The following is a 17,483-nucleotide window of genomic DNA, read 5'->3' as shown; positions in this document are numbered from 1 at the left end:
TGAGCCTAATCGAGACCGAAAGGTCTCTTTTTTTTTATATGAAAAGAGTTCTAAAAAAATAGTTTTCTCGGCGAGGAGAAAGCATTTGGAACTCATGAATAAAGAAGCGAGACAATGAATTTAGATGATCTAAACGAGTCAATAAGTACCATATATAAAGTGAGAGGCTAGCGCTTGTCTTAAGTGAAGAAAACTTCTTAGCACCTGCTGATGGTAGTTGGACTAACGTTTTGATAGAATAAGACGTTGCCAGACAAAGTACGAGACCGAAAGGTCTCTTTTTTATATTAAATAATCACAACAATTAGGTTTGGGAAAATTTTCTTTTTAATAAAGAACTTTAAAATCTAACATCTAAGTAAGTTGAAATGACAATGATTAAAAAGTTAGTTAAGTATTAGAGAAAATTTGTATTTTCTAATACACTAGTAATGAATAACAAGAAATTAAGAAAGAGGGATGACTTTGATTATTAGGGCATTGGAGAAGACAGATTTATCATTTATACATCATTTGAATAATGAGTATTCCATTATGTCATATTGGTTTGAAGAGCCTTATCAATCATTGAGCGAATTAGAAAATTTATATACAAAGCATATTTTAGATGAAACAGAGCGACGATTCATTGTTGAAGAGGGATCAACATCTGTAGGCGTGGTAGAGTTATTAGAGATTAACTTTATACATAGAACTTGTGAAGTGTTAATTATTATCGATCCACAGTATGCAAATAATGGGTACGCGAAAAAAGCTTTTAAAATGGCTATTGACTATGCTTTTTTAGTATTAAATATGAATAAGGTATACTTATATGTGGATATTAAGAATGAGAAAGCAGTACATATCTATCAAAGTAATAATTTCGAAATAGAAGGAACGTTAAAGGAACACTTCTATACAAGGGGAGAATACAGAGATTGCTATGTAATGGGCTTGTTAAAAAGGAATTGGGTTAATAAGAATGATGATGATTTGTCTCATATAAGATGAAAAATTAAATTTAGAGAGAGTTATTAATATGAAAAGACCAATAATTCAAAAATTAAATCGTTTGATAGAGAAAAACGCTATCTCTATGCATGTTCCTGGGCATAAAAACATGACAATCGGCTACTTAAATAGACTTGATTTAGCAATGGATATGACAGAAATTACTGGATTAGATGATATGCATTATCCTGAAGGAATTATTTTAGAAAGCATGGAGAATTTTAGGAAACATAAAAACTATGATGCTTTCTTACTAGTTAACGGAACGACTTCAGGTATATTATCGGTTATCCAAGCATTTTCGACAAGAAAAGGTAAATATTTAATTAGTAGAAATGTTCATAAATCAGTATTTCACGGTCTAGACATAACACAACAACAAGCGACAATAACTAAGACAGATATCAGTAAGAAAACGAATCAATATGTAAAGCCAAAGATAATTCAAGATAAAAATCAATATTATAAACTTGCCATCTGTACATACCCTAATTATTACGGTGAAACTTTTGAAATTTCTCAATATATCAAACAATTACATCACAGAGGGGTACCGATATTAGTAGATGAAGCGCATGGTGCACATTTTGGTTTAGATGGATTTCCAGAATCCTCAATGAATTTTAATGCTGATTACGTTGTGCAGTCATATCATAAAACACTCCCTGCATTAACAATGGGATCAGTTTTATATATACATAAAGATGCACCATTAAGACAACAAGTCATAGATTATTTAACTTATTTTCAAACGTCAAGTCCTTCGTACCTTATTATGTCTAGTCTAGAATTAGCGAATAAATTTTATAAAGAATATGATTCCGCATTATTTTACCAACGAAGAAAGATGTTAATTGATTTATTAATAAATATAGGATTTACAGTTATAGAACCAGAGGATCCTTTAAAATTGGTTGTGAGTTTTGAAGGTGTTGCAGGTTATGATGTGCAAAAATGGTTTGAGGATAAAGAAATCTATGTAGAATTAGCTGATATGTATCAAGTGTTACTCGTTCTCCCTTTATGGCATGAAGGAGATAAATTTCCTTTTAAGTTGTTGATTGAAAAAATTAGAGAAATTAACGTGCCAAAAAAATGTACGCGCGACATAAAACCTTTTAATTTTATGACGGATTTTAGCGAATACAAAACTGTTCATTTTCAAAATACGAAAGAAGTATCTATTAAAAAGGCAGAAGGTAAAGTTTTAGCGCAACATATCGTTCCATACCCTCCAGGTATACCGGTGATGTTTAAAGGAGAAGTCGTGACGTCTCATATGATAGACTTGTTAAATAAATATGATAAGCAAAATATTAAAGTTGAAGGTTTAAATCATAAAAAAATATTAATTAAGGATGAATAAGAAATGTCTACATTTATAACGTTTGAAGGTCCAGAAGGAGCAGGAAAGACCTCAGTAATTAAAGAAGTAAGCGAAAGATTAGCTAAAGAATATGATATTGTTACAACACGTGAACCTGGCGGAGTATTAACTAGTGAAGAAATACGTCGTATTGTACTTGATGGAGAGAGTATAGATATTCGAACTGAAGCTATGCTGTTCGCTGCATCTAGACGTGAACACCTTGTTGAGAAGATTATCCCATCTTTACAAGCAGGTAAAATTGTCCTTTGTGATAGATACATTGATAGTTCATTGGCTTATCAAGGTTATGCAAGGGGTATAGGAATTAAAGAAGTAAAATTATTAAATGAATTTGCAATTAATGGTTTGTATCCAGACTTAACGATTTATTTAGATGTTGATGCGGAAATTGGTCGTCAAAGAATTCTAAAAAATAACAGAGAACAAAACAGATTAGATAAAGAGGATAAAGTTTTTCATGAAAAAGTGATAGAAGGATATCATAAAGTGATCAGTGATAACCCTCATCGGTTTATTAAAGTCAATGCTAACCATAGTTTGGATAAAGTTGTTGAAGAAACATACCAATCTATCATCAAATATTTAAAATAATTATGATATAATGACAAAAAGAGGTGTATAAAAATGAAGATGATTATAGCGATCGTTCAAGATCAAGATAGTCAAGAGCTTTCAGACCAACTCGTAAAAAACAATTTCAGAGCTACAAAGTTAGCAACTACTGGTGGATTTTTAAGAGCAGGCAATACAACTTTCTTATGTGGGGTTAAGGATGACCGTGTCGATGAGGTTCTATCTGTCATTGATAACACTTGTGGTAATAGAGACCAACTTGTTTCCCCAATAACACCAATGGGTGGTAGTGCAGATTCATATATTCCTTATCCAGTTGAAGTTGAAGTAGGTGGCGCTACAGTATTTGTAATGCCGATTGAAGCATTTCATCAATTCTAGTTGTTTATAAAAAGTCTACTTTTCATCTACATATTTATGTTAATGAAAAGTGTTTAAAATGTAATTATTATAGATGTATTTTTTATTTGGCTACTTTAAATGTAGTTTGAGATTGAAGGCATATTCATTCAAAATTTATACTTCATCCTTTGAGTTTAAGCGTGAAAGTTAGTAATTATATGCGTTTAATTCAAGGAATGCAGTTGCTAAGTCGGAATTGTTTGAAGACGTTGCTCAACAGTCTAGAACTATCATTTAAGTAGTCTTTTTACATAATGAATATCATAAAGGGAGTAAGTCGCTTATGGATGAACAACAACAGTTAGCTAACGCATATCATTCTAACAAATTGTCACATGCATATTTGTTTGAGGGTGATGATGCACAAACGATGAAACGTGTCGCAATCCATTTTACTAAATTAATTCTTTGTAATAATAGTAATCAATGCGAACTGAAAGTTGATACTTTTAATCATCCTGACTTTTCATATGTGTCTTCTGATGAAAATACAATTAAAAAAGAACAAATCGAACAACTTGTTCATCATATGAACCAACTACCTATTGAGGGTCAATATAAAGTATATATTATTGAGGATTTTGAAAAATTAACTGTTCAAGGGGAAAATAGTATACTAAAATTTTTAGAAGAGCCCCCTGATAATACAATTGCGATTCTTTTATCAACGAAACCAGAACAAATATTAGACACTATACATTCAAGATGCCAGCACGTATATTTTAAGCCTATTGATAAGCGACAGTTTATAGAGCGTTTAGTAGAAATGTCAATAGCAAGACCGGTAGCAGAAATGCTAAGTACCTATACAACTCAAATAGAAGCAGCATCGTCCTTAAATGAGGAATTTGATTTAGTTACTTTAAGAAAATCAATCATCAGATGGTGTCAATTAATATTATCTAATAAAGCTATGGCTCTTATAGGTGTCATTGAGTTATTAAAACAAGCCAAGAATCGTAGATTACAATTACTTACTTTATCAGCTGTCAATGGCTTTTTCGAAGATATAATGCATGCAAAAGTAGAAATGGATAATTATTATACATTTAGTGATTTAACTGTAGAAATTGAAAATTATGCAAACCAATTAACTTTTAATCAATTAATCCTCATGTATGATCAAATTACTGAAGCGCATAAAAAGTTAAATCAAAATGTTAATCCAACACTTGTTTTTGAACAAATAGTAATAAAAGGTGTGATTTAAAATGCCCAATGTTGTAGGTGTTCAGTTTCAAAAAGCAGGGAAATTAGAATACTACGCGCCGAATCAATTAGATGTAGAGGTTGGTGACTGGGTTGTTGTCCAATCTAAAAGAGGTATAGAAATTGGTCACGTAAAGTTTCCATTACGTGAAGTTGATGTAGAAGATGTCACATTACCGCTAAAAAATATCATTCGTAAAATGAATGAAGATGATCAAGAAACATATTATCGTAATGAACGTGATGCCAATGATGCGTTAGAATTATGTAAAAAAGTAGTTAAAGATCAGCAATTAGATATGCGATTAGTTAATTGTGAATATACATTAGACAAATCTAAAGTGATTTTTAATTTTACCGCAGATGATCGCATTGATTTTCGCAAACTTGTTAAAGTTTTAGCTCAAAATCTAAAGACTAGAATAGAATTACGTCAAATTGGGGTAAGAGATGAAGCGAAATTATTGGGTGGTATCGGTCCTTGTGGGCGTTCTTTGTGTTGTTCTACATTTTTAGGAGATTTCGAACCTGTATCCATTAAGATGGCGAAAGATCAGAACCTATCATTAAATCCAACTAAGATTTCAGGAGCTTGTGGTAGATTAATGTGTTGTCTTAAATATGAAAATGACTACTATGAAGAGGTTCGAACTCAATTGCCTGACGTCGGAGATATGATTCAAACACCAGATGGTCACGGGAAAGTGATAGGATTAAATATTTTAGATATTTCTATGCAAGTTAAAATAGAGGGTCTAGAACAACCTTTAGAATATAAAATGGAAGAGATAGAAGTATTGAATTAAGGAGGTTGAATAACCTTTGAATCGAAATGAATTATTCGAAAGACTTATGAAATTAGAACATCACGTTGAACAACTTACAACCGACATGTCAGAACTTAAAGATTTAACCGTCGAACTTGTTGAGGAGAATGTTGCTTTACAAGTTGAAAATGAAAATTTAAAACGATTGATGAACAAAACTGAAGAATCGGTTGAAACTCACTTAGATAAAGATAATTATAAGCATGTAAAAACACCATCTCCAAGTAAAGATAATTTAGCGATGTTATATCGTGAAGGTTTTCATATTTGTAAGGGTGAATTATTCGGGAAACATCGTCATGGTGAAGATTGCTTATTATGCCTTAATGTGTTGAGTGATTAATTCTTTCGATAAATAAATGTTTAAATATAAGGATGTATTATAAGTGTGTAATTTAAGTCATACTGTAATAACATCCTTTTTTTAGGAGTAAAGATATGTTAGAAGATAATGAACGCGTTGACCATTTAATAAAAGAAGGATATGAGATTATACAAAATGATGAAGTATTCTCTTTTTCTACTGATGCCCTATTGTTAGGGTATTTAACCGAAGTACGCAAAAATGATAAAGTTATGGATTTATGTTCCGGCAATGGTGTTATTCCATTATTATTAGCTGCTAAATCAACTCAACCTATTGAAGGGATAGAAATACAAGAGCAATTAGTGAGTATGGCACGTCGCAGTTTTAAATTGAATGATTTGAACGATAGACTAACTATGCACCGTATGGATTTAAAAGATGTATATCAAACATTTCAACCTGCTCAATATACACTAGTGACTTGTAATCCTCCTTATTTTAAAATGAATCAAAATCATCAACATCAAAAAGAAGCACATAAAATAGCACGTCACGAAATAATGTGTAATCTTAAAGATTGTATTGAAGCTGCAAGACATTTACTTAAAGAGGGTGGTCGTTTTATTATGGTCCATCGAGCGGAAAGGCTAATGGATGTCTTAACCGAATTAAGACACGGTAAAATTGAGCCTAAAGCATTGACGTTGGTGTATAGTAAACATGATAAGCCTGCACAAACAATTGTTGTGGAAGGAAGAAAAGGTGGTAACCAAGGTTTAGATATACGTAATCCATTATATATATATAATGAGGATGGATCATATAGCGATGAGATGAAAGGTATTTATTATGGATAAACATTTTGTTTATATTGTTAAATGTAATGACGGAAGTTTATATACTGGCTATGCTAAAGATGTAAATGCACGCATAATAAAGCATAATAACGGTAAGGGTGCTAAATATACAAAAATAAGACGACCGGTAGAGTTAGTTTATCAAGAAACATATACAACGAAATCGGAAGCATTGAAACGTGAATATGAAATTAAAACATATACTAGACAACAAAAGTTAAAAATGATACAGGAGGGATAATATGACAACTTTATATTTAGTAGGAACACCAATTGGAAATCTTGGTGATATTACATTTCGAGCTATAGAAACATTAAGAAAAGTTGATGTGATTGCATGTGAAGATACACGAGTAACACGAAAATTGTGTAATCATTATGAAATACAAACGCCTCTAAAGTCGTATCATGAACATAATAAAGAACAACAAACTGACTATTTAATCAAGCAGTTACAAACTGGCTTAAATATAGCGTTAGTATCAGATGCTGGGTTGCCGTTAATTAGTGATCCAGGATATGAATTAGTTGTCGAAGCACGTAAAAATAATATAAATATAGAAACAGTACCAGGTCCTAATGCTGGGTTGACTGCACTTATGTCAAGTGGATTACCATCTTTCACATACACATTTTTAGGTTTTTTGCCAAGAAAAGAAAAAGAAAAAATTGAAGTGCTTGATGATAGAATGTTTCAAAATAGTACTTTGATACTTTATGAATCGCCTTATAGAGTTACTGATACTTTGAAAGCAATAGCTAAAATAGATTCGCAAAGACGGATTACTGTTGGTAGAGAGCTAACGAAGAAATTTGAACAAGTTCTTACACTTACAGTTGATGATATGTTGGAATTGATTAATCAAGACAGATTACCTCTTAAAGGTGAGTTTGTGATACTGATTGAAGGTGCATTACCTAAGAGTGGGGAATCATGGTTTGAAAATTATACGGTTAAAGAACATGTTGATTATTATATTGAAACCAAACAGGTTAAAACTAAAAAAGCAATTAAACTTGTCGCAACAGATCGACATATGAAGACGGGTGACGTATATAATATTTATCATAATATTGATTAAAAAAATGTGTTAAACACTTTACTTTATAATGACTTAATTATTGTAAAAACCCCATAGCGTGTTGATTTTATGGTATTGTAGTAAAGATGATGACAATTAATTTTCAATTGATGCGAATTTTTAAAACTGATACATAACGGTACGCGACTTCATTGAAAAGAAAAATAAATTTAGATATCATTTATTATGTAATTAATGAGGAGGACCAGTGATGGCTAAAGATACATTTTATATAACAACCCCAATATACTATCCGAGCGGGAACCTACACATCGGTCATGCATACTCTACAGTCGCAGGCGACGTGATAGCTCGCTATAAAAGAATGCAAGGCTATGATGTTCGTTATTTAACTGGCACTGATGAGCACGGTCAAAAAATCCAAGAAAAAGCTCAAAAAGCTGGCAAAACAGAACTAGAATACTTAGATGAAATGATTTCAGGTATTAAAAACTTATGGAGTAAACTTGAGATTTCTAATGATGATTTTATTCGAACTACAGAAGAGCGTCATAAGCAAGTCGTTGAGAAAGTGTTTGAGCGATTATTAAAACAAGGTGACATTTATTTAGGTGAATACGAAGGTTGGTATTCTGTTCCTGATGAAACATATTATACAGAGTCACAACTTGTTGATCCTGTTTATGAAAACGGCAAAATTATAGGTGGTAAAAGTCCTGATTCTGGTCACGAAGTCGAACTTGTAAAAGAAGAAAGCTATTTCTTCAATATTAATAAATATACAGACCGCTTATTAGAATTTTACGATGAAAATCCAGACTTTATACAACCACCATCTAGAAAAAATGAGATGATTAATAACTTTATCAAACCAGGTTTAGAAGATTTAGCAGTTTCGCGTACATCATTCGATTGGGGTGTACGTGTACCATCTAATCCTAAACATGTTGTATACGTGTGGATTGATGCACTTGTTAATTATATTTCTTCATTAGGTTATCTATCTGATGATGAAACATTATTTAATAAATATTGGCCAGCAGATATACACTTGATGGCTAAAGAAATTGTACGTTTCCACTCTATTATATGGCCAATATTGTTAATGGCGTTGGATTTACCACTTCCTAAAAAAGTTTTTGCACACGGTTGGATTTTAATGAAAGATGGTAAAATGAGTAAATCTAAAGGTAATGTCGTAGATCCTAATGTATTAATTGATCGTTATGGTCTTGATGCGACACGTTATTACTTAATGCGTGAATTACCGTTTGGTTCTGATGGCGTATTTACACCGGAAGCCTTTGTTGAAAGAACAAATTACGATCTTGCGAATGATTTAGGTAATCTAGTGAATCGTACTATCTCTATGATAAACAAATATTTCCACGGCGAATTACCTGCATACCAAGGTCCAAAACATGAATTGGATGAAAAGATGGAAGCGATGGCGCTTGAAACTGTTAAATCATTCAATGATAATATGGAAAGTTTACAATTTTCTGTTGCTTTATCAACAGTGTGGAAATTTATTAGTCGTACAAACAAATATATTGATGAAACACAACCTTGGGTTCTTGCAAAAGATGAAAATCAACGTGAGATGCTTGGTAACGTAATGGCACATCTTGTTGAGAACATTCGTTTCGCTACAATCTTATTACAACCATTCTTGACGCATGCACCTAGGGAGATATTTAAGCAACTCAATATTAACAATCCGGATTTACATCAATTAGATAGTCTGCAACAATATGGTATGTTGTCAGAGGCAATTACTGTAACTGAAAAGCCAACACCAATTTTCCCAAGATTAGACACTGAAGCAGAAATTGCTTATATCAAAGAATCAATGCAACCATCTAAGTCAACAAAACAGTCTGATGAACCCGGTAAAGAGCAAATTGATATCAAAGATTTTGATAAAGTTGAAATCAAAGCAGCAACTATTATTGATGCGGCAACTGTAAAAAAATCGGAGAAACTATTAAAAATAAAAGTTGATTTAGATAATGAACAACGTCAAATAGTATCTGGTATAGCTAAGTTTTATCGTCCGGAAGACATTATTGGTAAAAAAGTTGCAGTTGTTACTAATTTAAAACCAGCTAAATTAATGGGACAAAAATCCGAAGGTATGATTTTGTCAGCTGAAAAAGATGGCGTACTTACCTTGATAAGCTTGCCTAGTGCAATTCCAAATGGTGCAGTAATTAAATAGTATAATCTAAGGATAGGAGAGATAATGATGTTAATCGATACGCATGTACATTTAAATGATGAACAATACGATGAGGATTTAAATGAAGTGATATCTCGTGCAAGAGAAGCAGGCGTAGATAGAATGTTTGTAGTAGGTTTTGATACACCTACTATTGAACGTACTATGGAGCTAATAGATAAGTATGACTTTATCTATGGTATTATCGGTTGGCATCCTGTTGATGCAATAGATTGTACTGATGAAAGATTGGAATGGATAGAAAGTCTTTCTAAACATCCAAAAATTATTGGTATTGGTGAGATGGGGTTAGATTATCATTGGGATAAATCACCTTCTGATGTACAAAAAGAGGTGTTTAAAAAGCAAATTGCATTAGCTAAACGTGTTCAATTACCTATTATTATTCATAATCGTGAAGCGACTCAAGATTGCATAGATATTTTGATTGAAGAGCATGCAGAAGAAGTGGGTGGAATTATGCACAGTTTTAGTGCTTCACCCGAAATTGCTGATGTCGTGATTAATAAATTGAACTTCTATGTTTCGCTTGGGGGACCCGTCACTTTCAAAAATGCAAAGCAACCAAAAGAAGTTGCTAAACACGTACCAATGGATCGTTTGTTATGCGAGACAGATGCGCCGTATCTATCCCCGCACCCTTATAGAGGTAAACGCAATGAACCAGAACGCGTTACTTTAGTAGCACAACAAATTGCAGATTTGCGTGGTATGACTTATGAGGAGGTCTGTCGCCAAACAACCGAAAATGCTGAACGTTTATTCAATTTGAATTAACTCAATGAATTTTTAGTGGGAAAGGTGTCTAACTTTAAAAAGATGAGGAACATCACTTTTTTATAAGTTTAAGATATCTTTCTCATTTTTTAAATTTAAACTGAGGTTAGTGTAAGAAATTATGATTTGATAGTTAATATTTTAATATTGCCGAAAGATTCTATAAAATTAATGATTAAGTTATCAATATTATGAAAGGTTAATTTATGAAAATAAACGAATTTATTGTTGTTGAAGGTAAAGATGATACTGAGCGAGTAAAAAGTGCTGTAGACTGTGATACTATTGAAACAAACGGTAGTGCAATTGATACATATACTTTAGAAGTGATACAACACGCACAGCAAACTAGAGGTGTGATTGTACTGACAGATCCAGATTTCCCAGGTGATAAAATTAGAAATACTATACGGGAACATGTTTCTGGTGTTAAGCATGCATATGTAGATAGAGAAAAGGCCAAGAGTAAAAGAGGTAAAATAGGAATAGAACATGCAAATATTAAAGATATTCAAGAAGCATTAATGCATGTAAGTTCACCGCTTGAAGAAGCTAAAGAAACTATTGATAAAAGTGTACTCATTGATTTGGGACTAATAATCGGTAAAGATGCAAGACACCGTAGAAATATCTTAGGTCGAAAATTACACATCGGTCACTCTAATGGAAAGCAATTATTAAAGAAACTTAATGCTTTTGGCTATACTGAAGACGATGTCAGAAAAGCGCTATTTGAAGAAGAGGAGAATTAAATGGAATATAAAGATATAGCAACACCATCTCGAACACGTGCTTTGCTTGATCAATATGGGTTTAATTTTAAGAAAAGTTTAGGACAAAATTTTTTAATAGATGTAAATATCATTAATAAAATTATCGAAGCAAGTCATATTGATTGTGCAACAGGAGTAATTGAAGTTGGACCAGGTATGGGATCATTGACTGAACAACTTGCAAAGAATGCTAAGAAGGTGATGGCTTTTGAAATTGATCAAAGGTTAATACCTGTGCTTAAAGATACACTTTCGCCATACGATAATGTAACGATTATCAATGAAGATATACTTAAAGCTGATATTGCTAAAGCTGTAGCTACACATCTACAAGATTGTGACAAGATTATGGTTGTTGCTAATTTACCGTATTATATTACCACGCCTATTTTACTTAATTTGATGCAACAGGATGTACCTATTGATGGTTTTGTCGTAATGATGCAAAAAGAGGTAGGAGAACGTTTGAACGCTCACGTAGGTACCAAAGCATACGGCTCGTTATCGATTGTTGCTCAATACTATACGGAGACAAGTAAAGTTTTAACAGTTCCTAAAACTGTATTTATGCCTCCTCCAAACGTTGATTCTATCGTTGTAAAATTGATGCAACGCCAAGAACCACTTGTACAGGTTGATGATGAGGAAGCCTTTTTTAAGTTAGCAAAGGCCGCTTTTGCACAACGACGTAAAACAATTAATAATAACTACCAAAACTTCTTTAAAGATGGTAAGAAGAATAAAGAAACTATACGACAGTGGCTGGAAAGCGCTGGTATTGATCCTAAAAGACGTGGAGAAACACTCACGATTCAAGATTTTGCCACATTATATGAACAAAAGAAAAAATTCTCCGAATTAACAAATTAAAATGTTGACAAAGACCTTTTACATTGATAAAATTTAAATTTTATTTGACGAAAACGGCTCAAATATGGTAAAATGTAATGTGTAGTGAGGTGGGGCAATATGCCAAAATCAATTTTGGACATCAAAAATTCTATTGATTGTCATTTAGGAAATCGTATTGTACTTAAAGCCAATGGTGGACGTAAAAAGACAATTGAACGATCAGGGGTTTTAAAAGAAACATATCCATCTGTTTTTATTGTCGAATTAGATCAAGATAAACACAACTTTGAACGCGTATCTTATACATACACTGATGTGCTTACAGAAAATGTACAAGTTTCATTTGAAGAAGATAATCATCAAGAAGCAGTTGCACACTAACAAAAACATAATTTATGAGCGTCGTCGATAACTCTAAATTTAATATTTTTATTATTTAAGGTGAGTCTGGACATTGAAGATATGTTCAGGCTCTTTGTTATTGTAGTCTTTATTCATTGTCATTTTCATGAGATTATGCAACTTACGTTTATTATTAATACACAAATTATTTAAATTAAACGAATAATCATTTAAATAAGTCGCATTTTTGTAATATCCAAAAGTGATTCGCTTTAGTTGTTAAATATATTTTTAAAAATTGAAAATGCGTATGTTGAGTGTTGAAAAATTGCTCTTCATTAAGATTTTACGAGAAATTGCACATAATCTATCAAATATTTAAAGGCTTTATGTTAAAATCATTTTAATAACAATTCAAAGCGAGGGCGGAAAAATGATATATGAAACTGCGCCAGCTAAGATAAATTTTACGCTCGACACCCTTTTTAAAAGAGATGATGGTTATCATGAAATTGAAATGGTGATGACTACAGTTGATTTAAATGATCGATTATCTTTTGAAAAGCGAACTGATAAGAAGATTGTTGTCGATATTGAGCATAATTACGTTCCTAACGATAATAAAAACCTTGCGTATAAAGCAGCTGATTTAATGTTTGAGAGATTTAATATTAATGAAGGTGTGACAATTTCAATTGATAAAGATATACCAGTTTCAGCTGGTCTTGCAGGAGGTTCTGCGGATGCAGCCGCTACAATGAGAGGGTTGAATCGATTATTTGGTTTAGGTCAATCTTTAGACGATTTAGCTGCATTAGGCATACAAATAGGCACAGATATACCTTTTTGTATTTATAACCAAACTGCTGTGTGTACGGGGCGTGGAGAGCAAGTAACTTTCCTAAAAAGACCACCATCTGCATGGGTTGTTTTAGCTAAGCCTAACATCGGAATTTCATCGCCTGATGTATTTAAAGCACTAGATTTAACTGAAGAACATATAGTTCATAACGAAAAGTGTAAACAGGCTTTAGAGAATAATGATTATCATTTATTATGCAATAGTCTTTCTAACCGGTTAGAGCCTGTTTCTATGGCTATGCATCCTGACATTAAAAAGATTAAAGATAACATGCTACAATGTGGTGCTGATGGTGCTTTGATGAGTGGAAGCGGTCCTACTGTTTATGGGCTAGCTCAAAAAGAAAGACAAGCTAAAAATATTTATAATGCAGTGAATGGTTGTTGTAATGAAGTTTACTTAGTAAGATTATTAGGATAGAAGGGTTTGAAAAGATGAGATATAAAAGAAGCGAACGCATTGTATTTATGACACAATACCTCATGAACCATCCAAATAAGTTGATACCCCTCACTTATTTTGTAAAAAAATTTAAACAAGCAAAATCGTCAATTAGTGAAGACGTTCAAATCATCAAAAATACGTTTCAAAATGAAAAATTAGGAACTATTATTACTACAGCAGGTGCAAGTGGTGGAGTAACCTATAAACCCATGATGAGTAAATCAGAGGCCACAGAAGTTGTTAATGAGGTGATAGCGCAATTACAAGAGAAAGACCGTTTACTACCTGGAGGGTATTTATTTTTATCCGATTTAGTTGGCAATCCTTCTCTATTAAATAGAGTAGGCAAGTTAATTGCTAGTATATATATGAACGAAGAACTTGATGCTGTTGTTACCATAGCGACTAAAGGGATATCACTTGCGAATGCAGTCGCAAACGTATTAAATTTACCTGTAGTGGTTATAAGAAAGGACAATAAAGTTACAGAAGGTTCTACGGTTTCAATCAATTATGTTTCAGGATCATCTAGAAAAATAGAAACAATGGTGTTATCGAAACGAACTTTAGCTGAGAATTCTAATGTCCTCGTAGTAGACGATTTTATGAGGGCTGGTGGCTCAATCAATGGGGTAATGAATTTAATGAATGAGTTTAAAGCCCATGTAAAAGGGGTATCAGTACTTGTAGAATCAAAAGAAGTAAAACAAAGATTAATTGAAGATTATACTTCCTTAGTCAGATTGTCAGATGTCGACGAGTACAACCAAGAATTTAAAGTGGAACCAGGCAACAGTTTGTCTAAATTTTCTTAAAAAAGGAGTGTCAATTTCATCATGAAAATAATCAACTCAGATAAGGTACCCGAAGCATTAGGTCCATATTCGCATGCAACTGTTATAAACGGTTTTGTTTTTACATCAGGTCAAATTCCACTCACACTTGATGGAACAATTGTTAGCGATGATGTTCAAGAACAAACTAAGCAAGTTTTAGAAAATTTAAGTGTGGTATTAAAAGAAGCAGGTTCTGATTTGAATTCTGTTGTTAAAGCGACAATCTATATTTCTGATATGAATGATTTTCAACAAATTAATCAAATCTATGGAAACTATTTCGTCGAACACCAACCAGCTCGTAGTTGTGTTGAAGTGTCACGGTTGCCTAAAGACGTAAAGGTAGAAATTGAATTGATAGGTAAAGTGAAGGATTTATAATTTTCTTAAAAGTTGTCAAGCTTCTAATAATATAAAGATATACTAGGGGGGCTCACTACATGAAAGTGACAGATGTAAGACTTAGAAAAATACAAACAGACGGCAGAATGAAAGCACTCGTTTCTATTACGCTAGATGAAGCTTTTGTAATTCATGATTTACGTGTAATTGAAGGAAACTCAGGTCTTTTTGTCGCAATGCCAAGTAAACGTACACCAGATGGTGAATTCCGTGACATCGCGCATCCTATCAATTCTGATATGAGACAAGAAATCCAAGATGCAGTGATGAAAGTATATGATGAAACTGATGAAGTTATTCCAGACAAAAATGCTACTTCAGATAACGAAGAATCAGACGAAGCTTAATTAAAAAATGTATTCATTTATAAAATAAGCCTGAGACATTGATGATATATTGTCTCAGGTATTTTAATGTATTGTTAGTCAATGGCAAAATTAGTAATGATTGTGTAACGGATTACTTGAACTTTATACCATATTGTTGGGGAGGGACTACAACTTCTTATTGAAGTTGTAGTCCCTCCCCTTTATTTTTAATGTGTTCTGTATTTCCATAAACGAAAACGATATAAACATTTAACGATAAATAAAAATGATAGAAGTAAAATACTGATATGTTTCTCTGACAACAATCCATCTATAAAAATTTACTTATGATAGACGTAATTAATATGTCTGTATGATTATAATTTTATCATCATAAATTATGATTGATAATATAATGATTTGGGCACTGGAATAAAATACTAATGATTAATAAAGAGGTTGAATATGTATTGTAACTATTGGGTTTAATGACCTCATTTGCCTTTTTAAAGCATAACAACTTATTTGAATTTCTAAAATTATCAAACCTTTAATGAATGATTAACAAAACCTTTTATAAGTTGAAACTCTCTTTGTTATTCAACTATAATAACTATGAAGTGTAAATTTTAATGGAGGGTTAGCATTCATGCAAAGACATGCGATTATTCTGGCAGCAGGTAAAGGCACAAGAATGAAATCAAAGAAATATAAAGTGCTCCATGAGGTTGCTGGCAAACCAATGGTTGAACATGTGCTTAATAACGTAAAACAAGCTGGCGTTGATCAAATTGTAACTATTATTGGTCATGGCGCTGAGAGTGTGAAAGATACATTGGGTAATCAATCATTATATAGTTTTCAGGATAAACAACTTGGAACAGCTCATGCTGTGAAAATGGCACATGAACATTTAGCAGATAAAGAAGGAACTACTTTAGTAGTATGTGGAGATACACCTCTTATTACATACCAAACTCTACAATCACTTATTGAACATCATGAAAGTACACAATCACAGGTTACTGTATTATCTGCTTCTACTATCAATCCTTATGGTTATGGACGAATTATAAGAAATCATAATGGAATATTAGAGCGTATTGTTGAAGAGAAAGACGCAAATGAATCAGAACGTGCGATTAAAGAAATTAGTTCAGGTATTTTTGCCTTTAATAATCGAGTTCTATTTGAGAAGTTAGAACAAGTTAAAAATGATAATGCTCAAGGAGAATATTATTTACCAGATGTTTTGTCTTTAATTTTAAAAGACGGAGGTAAAGCTGAAGTTTATTGTACCGAAGATTTTGATGAAATCATTGGTGTTAATGATCGTTTGATGTTAAGTGAAGCTGAAAAGACTTTGCAACAACGTATTAATCGCTATCATATGGAAAATGGTGTGACCATCATTGATCCAAGTTCAACATTTATTGGAACAGATGTGAAAATTGGAATAGATACAACTATTGAACCAGGCGTGCGAATCGGAGGTCATACAACGATTGAAGAGGATGTGTGGATAGGCCAATACTCTGAAATTAATAACAGTACAATTCATTCGAATGCTAACATAAAACAATCGGTTATCAATGACTCTATTGTTGGAGAGAACACAACAGTTGGACCTTTCGCTCAACTACGTCCAGGATCTAATTTAGGTTCTGAAGTTAAAGTAGGAAACTTTGTTGAAGTGAAGAAAGCAGATATTAAAGATGGTGCTAAAGTATCACACTTGAGTTACATTGGAGATGCTGAAATAGGTGAGCGTACAAATATCGGATGTGGTTCTATCACTGTAAACTATGATGGTGCTAACAAATTTAAAACAATAGTAGGTAAAGATGCCTTTATAGGATGTAATACGAACCTTATAGCACCTGTAACAGTAGGCAATCATACTCTTATTGCAGCTGGATCCACAATTACAGATAATATCCCTGAAGATAGTTTAGCATTAGCGCGTGCAAGACAAGTAAATAAAGAAGGCTACTTAAAAAAATAGTTCTTGCCCCTGAATTGCTATCGTATGTGCAGTTTTAAA

At 32.6% G+C, this 17,483-nt stretch carries 20 protein-coding genes; all 20 read left to right on the top strand.

The features are described from left to right. Nucleotides 1-459: 459 nt before the first annotated feature. A complete protein-coding gene (locus HMPREF2897_RS04945) occupies nt 460-993 on the top strand; it encodes a GNAT family N-acetyltransferase (RefSeq protein WP_002440739.1) in 534 nt (177 codons plus the stop codon). 28 nt (nt 994-1,021) lie between these two features. Continuing rightward, nucleotides 1,022-2,359: an aminotransferase class V-fold PLP-dependent enzyme gene (locus HMPREF2897_RS04940; protein ID WP_002487046.1), complete on the top strand. Its 1,338-nt coding sequence runs from the start codon at nt 1,022-1,024 to the stop codon at nt 2,357-2,359. A 3-nt stretch (nt 2,360-2,362) separates the two neighbouring features. Beyond that, nucleotides 2,363-2,974 (top strand): dTMP kinase, encoded by a 612-nt coding sequence (gene tmk, locus HMPREF2897_RS04935; RefSeq protein ID WP_002475382.1) that lies wholly within the window; start codon nt 2,363-2,365, stop codon nt 2,972-2,974. A 33-nt stretch (nt 2,975-3,007) separates the two neighbouring features. Continuing rightward, nucleotides 3,008-3,337 (top strand): cyclic-di-AMP receptor, encoded by a 330-nt coding sequence (locus tag HMPREF2897_RS04930; RefSeq protein WP_001832200.1) that lies wholly within the window; start codon nt 3,008-3,010, stop codon nt 3,335-3,337. Nucleotides 3,338-3,641: 304 nt separating this feature from the next. Beyond that, complete coding sequence (locus tag HMPREF2897_RS04925) at nt 3,642-4,568, top strand: DNA polymerase III subunit (protein WP_002458666.1); 927 nt, start codon at nt 3,642-3,644, stop codon at nt 4,566-4,568. Nucleotide 4,569: 1 nt separating this feature from the next. Next, complete coding sequence (locus tag HMPREF2897_RS04920) at nt 4,570-5,373, top strand: PSP1 domain-containing protein (RefSeq protein WP_070592754.1); 804 nt, start codon at nt 4,570-4,572, stop codon at nt 5,371-5,373. Between the two features lie 16 nt (nt 5,374-5,389). Continuing rightward, nucleotides 5,390-5,737 carry a DNA replication initiation control protein YabA gene (gene yabA, locus HMPREF2897_RS04915; protein WP_001832238.1) on the top strand — a complete coding sequence of 116 codons (348 nt, stop codon included), beginning with the start codon at nt 5,390-5,392 and terminating at the stop codon, nt 5,735-5,737. A gap of 95 nt (nt 5,738-5,832) precedes the next feature. Then, entirely contained in the window at nt 5,833-6,558 is a 726-nt protein-coding gene (locus HMPREF2897_RS04910) for a tRNA1(Val) (adenine(37)-N6)-methyltransferase (RefSeq protein ID WP_002458667.1), read from the top strand. Beyond that, nucleotides 6,551-6,799 (top strand): GIY-YIG nuclease family protein, encoded by a 249-nt coding sequence (locus HMPREF2897_RS04905; protein ID WP_002447876.1) that lies wholly within the window; start codon nt 6,551-6,553, stop codon nt 6,797-6,799. The genes HMPREF2897_RS04910 and HMPREF2897_RS04905 overlap by 8 nt, the downstream gene beginning before the upstream one ends. Before the next feature lies 1 nt (nt 6,800). Then, complete coding sequence (gene rsmI, locus HMPREF2897_RS04900; RefSeq protein WP_002501634.1) at nt 6,801-7,640, top strand: 16S rRNA (cytidine(1402)-2'-O)-methyltransferase; 840 nt, start codon at nt 6,801-6,803, stop codon at nt 7,638-7,640. 211 nt (nt 7,641-7,851) lie between these two features. Continuing rightward, on the top strand, nt 7,852-9,822 hold the full coding sequence (metG, locus tag HMPREF2897_RS04895; protein WP_070592753.1) for a methionine--tRNA ligase: 1,971 nt from the start codon (nt 7,852-7,854) through the stop codon (nt 9,820-9,822). A 27-nt stretch (nt 9,823-9,849) separates the two neighbouring features. Next, the gene (locus HMPREF2897_RS04890) at nt 9,850-10,620 is read left to right on the top strand and encodes a TatD family hydrolase (protein ID WP_002458670.1); all 771 of its coding nucleotides are present in this window, start codon (nt 9,850-9,852) and stop codon (nt 10,618-10,620) included. Between the two features lie 206 nt (nt 10,621-10,826). Beyond that, complete coding sequence (gene rnmV / locus HMPREF2897_RS04885; RefSeq protein ID WP_002447880.1) at nt 10,827-11,372, top strand: ribonuclease M5; 546 nt, start codon at nt 10,827-10,829, stop codon at nt 11,370-11,372. Next, nucleotides 11,373-12,263 carry a 16S rRNA (adenine(1518)-N(6)/adenine(1519)-N(6))-dimethyltransferase RsmA gene (gene rsmA / locus HMPREF2897_RS04880; protein WP_002447881.1) on the top strand — a complete coding sequence of 297 codons (891 nt, stop codon included), beginning with the start codon at nt 11,373-11,375 and terminating at the stop codon, nt 12,261-12,263. A gap of 99 nt (nt 12,264-12,362) precedes the next feature. After that, nucleotides 12,363-12,626, top strand: a complete 264-nt coding sequence (gene veg / locus HMPREF2897_RS04875; RefSeq protein ID WP_001832193.1) for a biofilm formation stimulator Veg — start codon at nt 12,363-12,365, stop codon at nt 12,624-12,626. Nucleotides 12,627-13,020: 394 nt separating this feature from the next. After that, a complete protein-coding gene (gene ispE, locus HMPREF2897_RS04870) occupies nt 13,021-13,869 on the top strand; it encodes a 4-(cytidine 5'-diphospho)-2-C-methyl-D-erythritol kinase (protein ID WP_002447882.1) in 849 nt (282 codons plus the stop codon). 14 nt (nt 13,870-13,883) lie between these two features. Beyond that, on the top strand, nt 13,884-14,708 hold the full coding sequence (gene purR, locus HMPREF2897_RS04865; RefSeq protein WP_002447883.1) for a pur operon repressor: 825 nt from the start codon (nt 13,884-13,886) through the stop codon (nt 14,706-14,708). A 21-nt stretch (nt 14,709-14,729) separates the two neighbouring features. Further along, complete coding sequence (locus HMPREF2897_RS04860) at nt 14,730-15,110, top strand: RidA family protein (protein WP_002490928.1); 381 nt, start codon at nt 14,730-14,732, stop codon at nt 15,108-15,110. 59 nt (nt 15,111-15,169) lie between these two features. After that, nucleotides 15,170-15,478 carry a septation regulator SpoVG gene (gene spoVG, locus HMPREF2897_RS04855; protein WP_001832195.1) on the top strand — a complete coding sequence of 103 codons (309 nt, stop codon included), beginning with the start codon at nt 15,170-15,172 and terminating at the stop codon, nt 15,476-15,478. A 610-nt stretch (nt 15,479-16,088) separates the two neighbouring features. Further along, nucleotides 16,089-17,444 (top strand): bifunctional UDP-N-acetylglucosamine diphosphorylase/glucosamine-1-phosphate N-acetyltransferase GlmU, encoded by a 1,356-nt coding sequence (glmU, locus tag HMPREF2897_RS04850; protein WP_002505952.1) that lies wholly within the window; start codon nt 16,089-16,091, stop codon nt 17,442-17,444. The last annotated feature ends 39 nt before the right edge of the window (nt 17,445-17,483 follow it).

This window comes from Staphylococcus sp. HMSC065D05 (genome assembly GCF_001813195.1).
Lineage (GTDB): Bacteria > Bacillota > Bacilli > Staphylococcales > Staphylococcaceae > Staphylococcus > Staphylococcus epidermidis.
The sequence above is the reverse complement of the archived record's forward strand: the minus strand, read 5'-3'. Positions and strand labels throughout refer to the sequence as shown.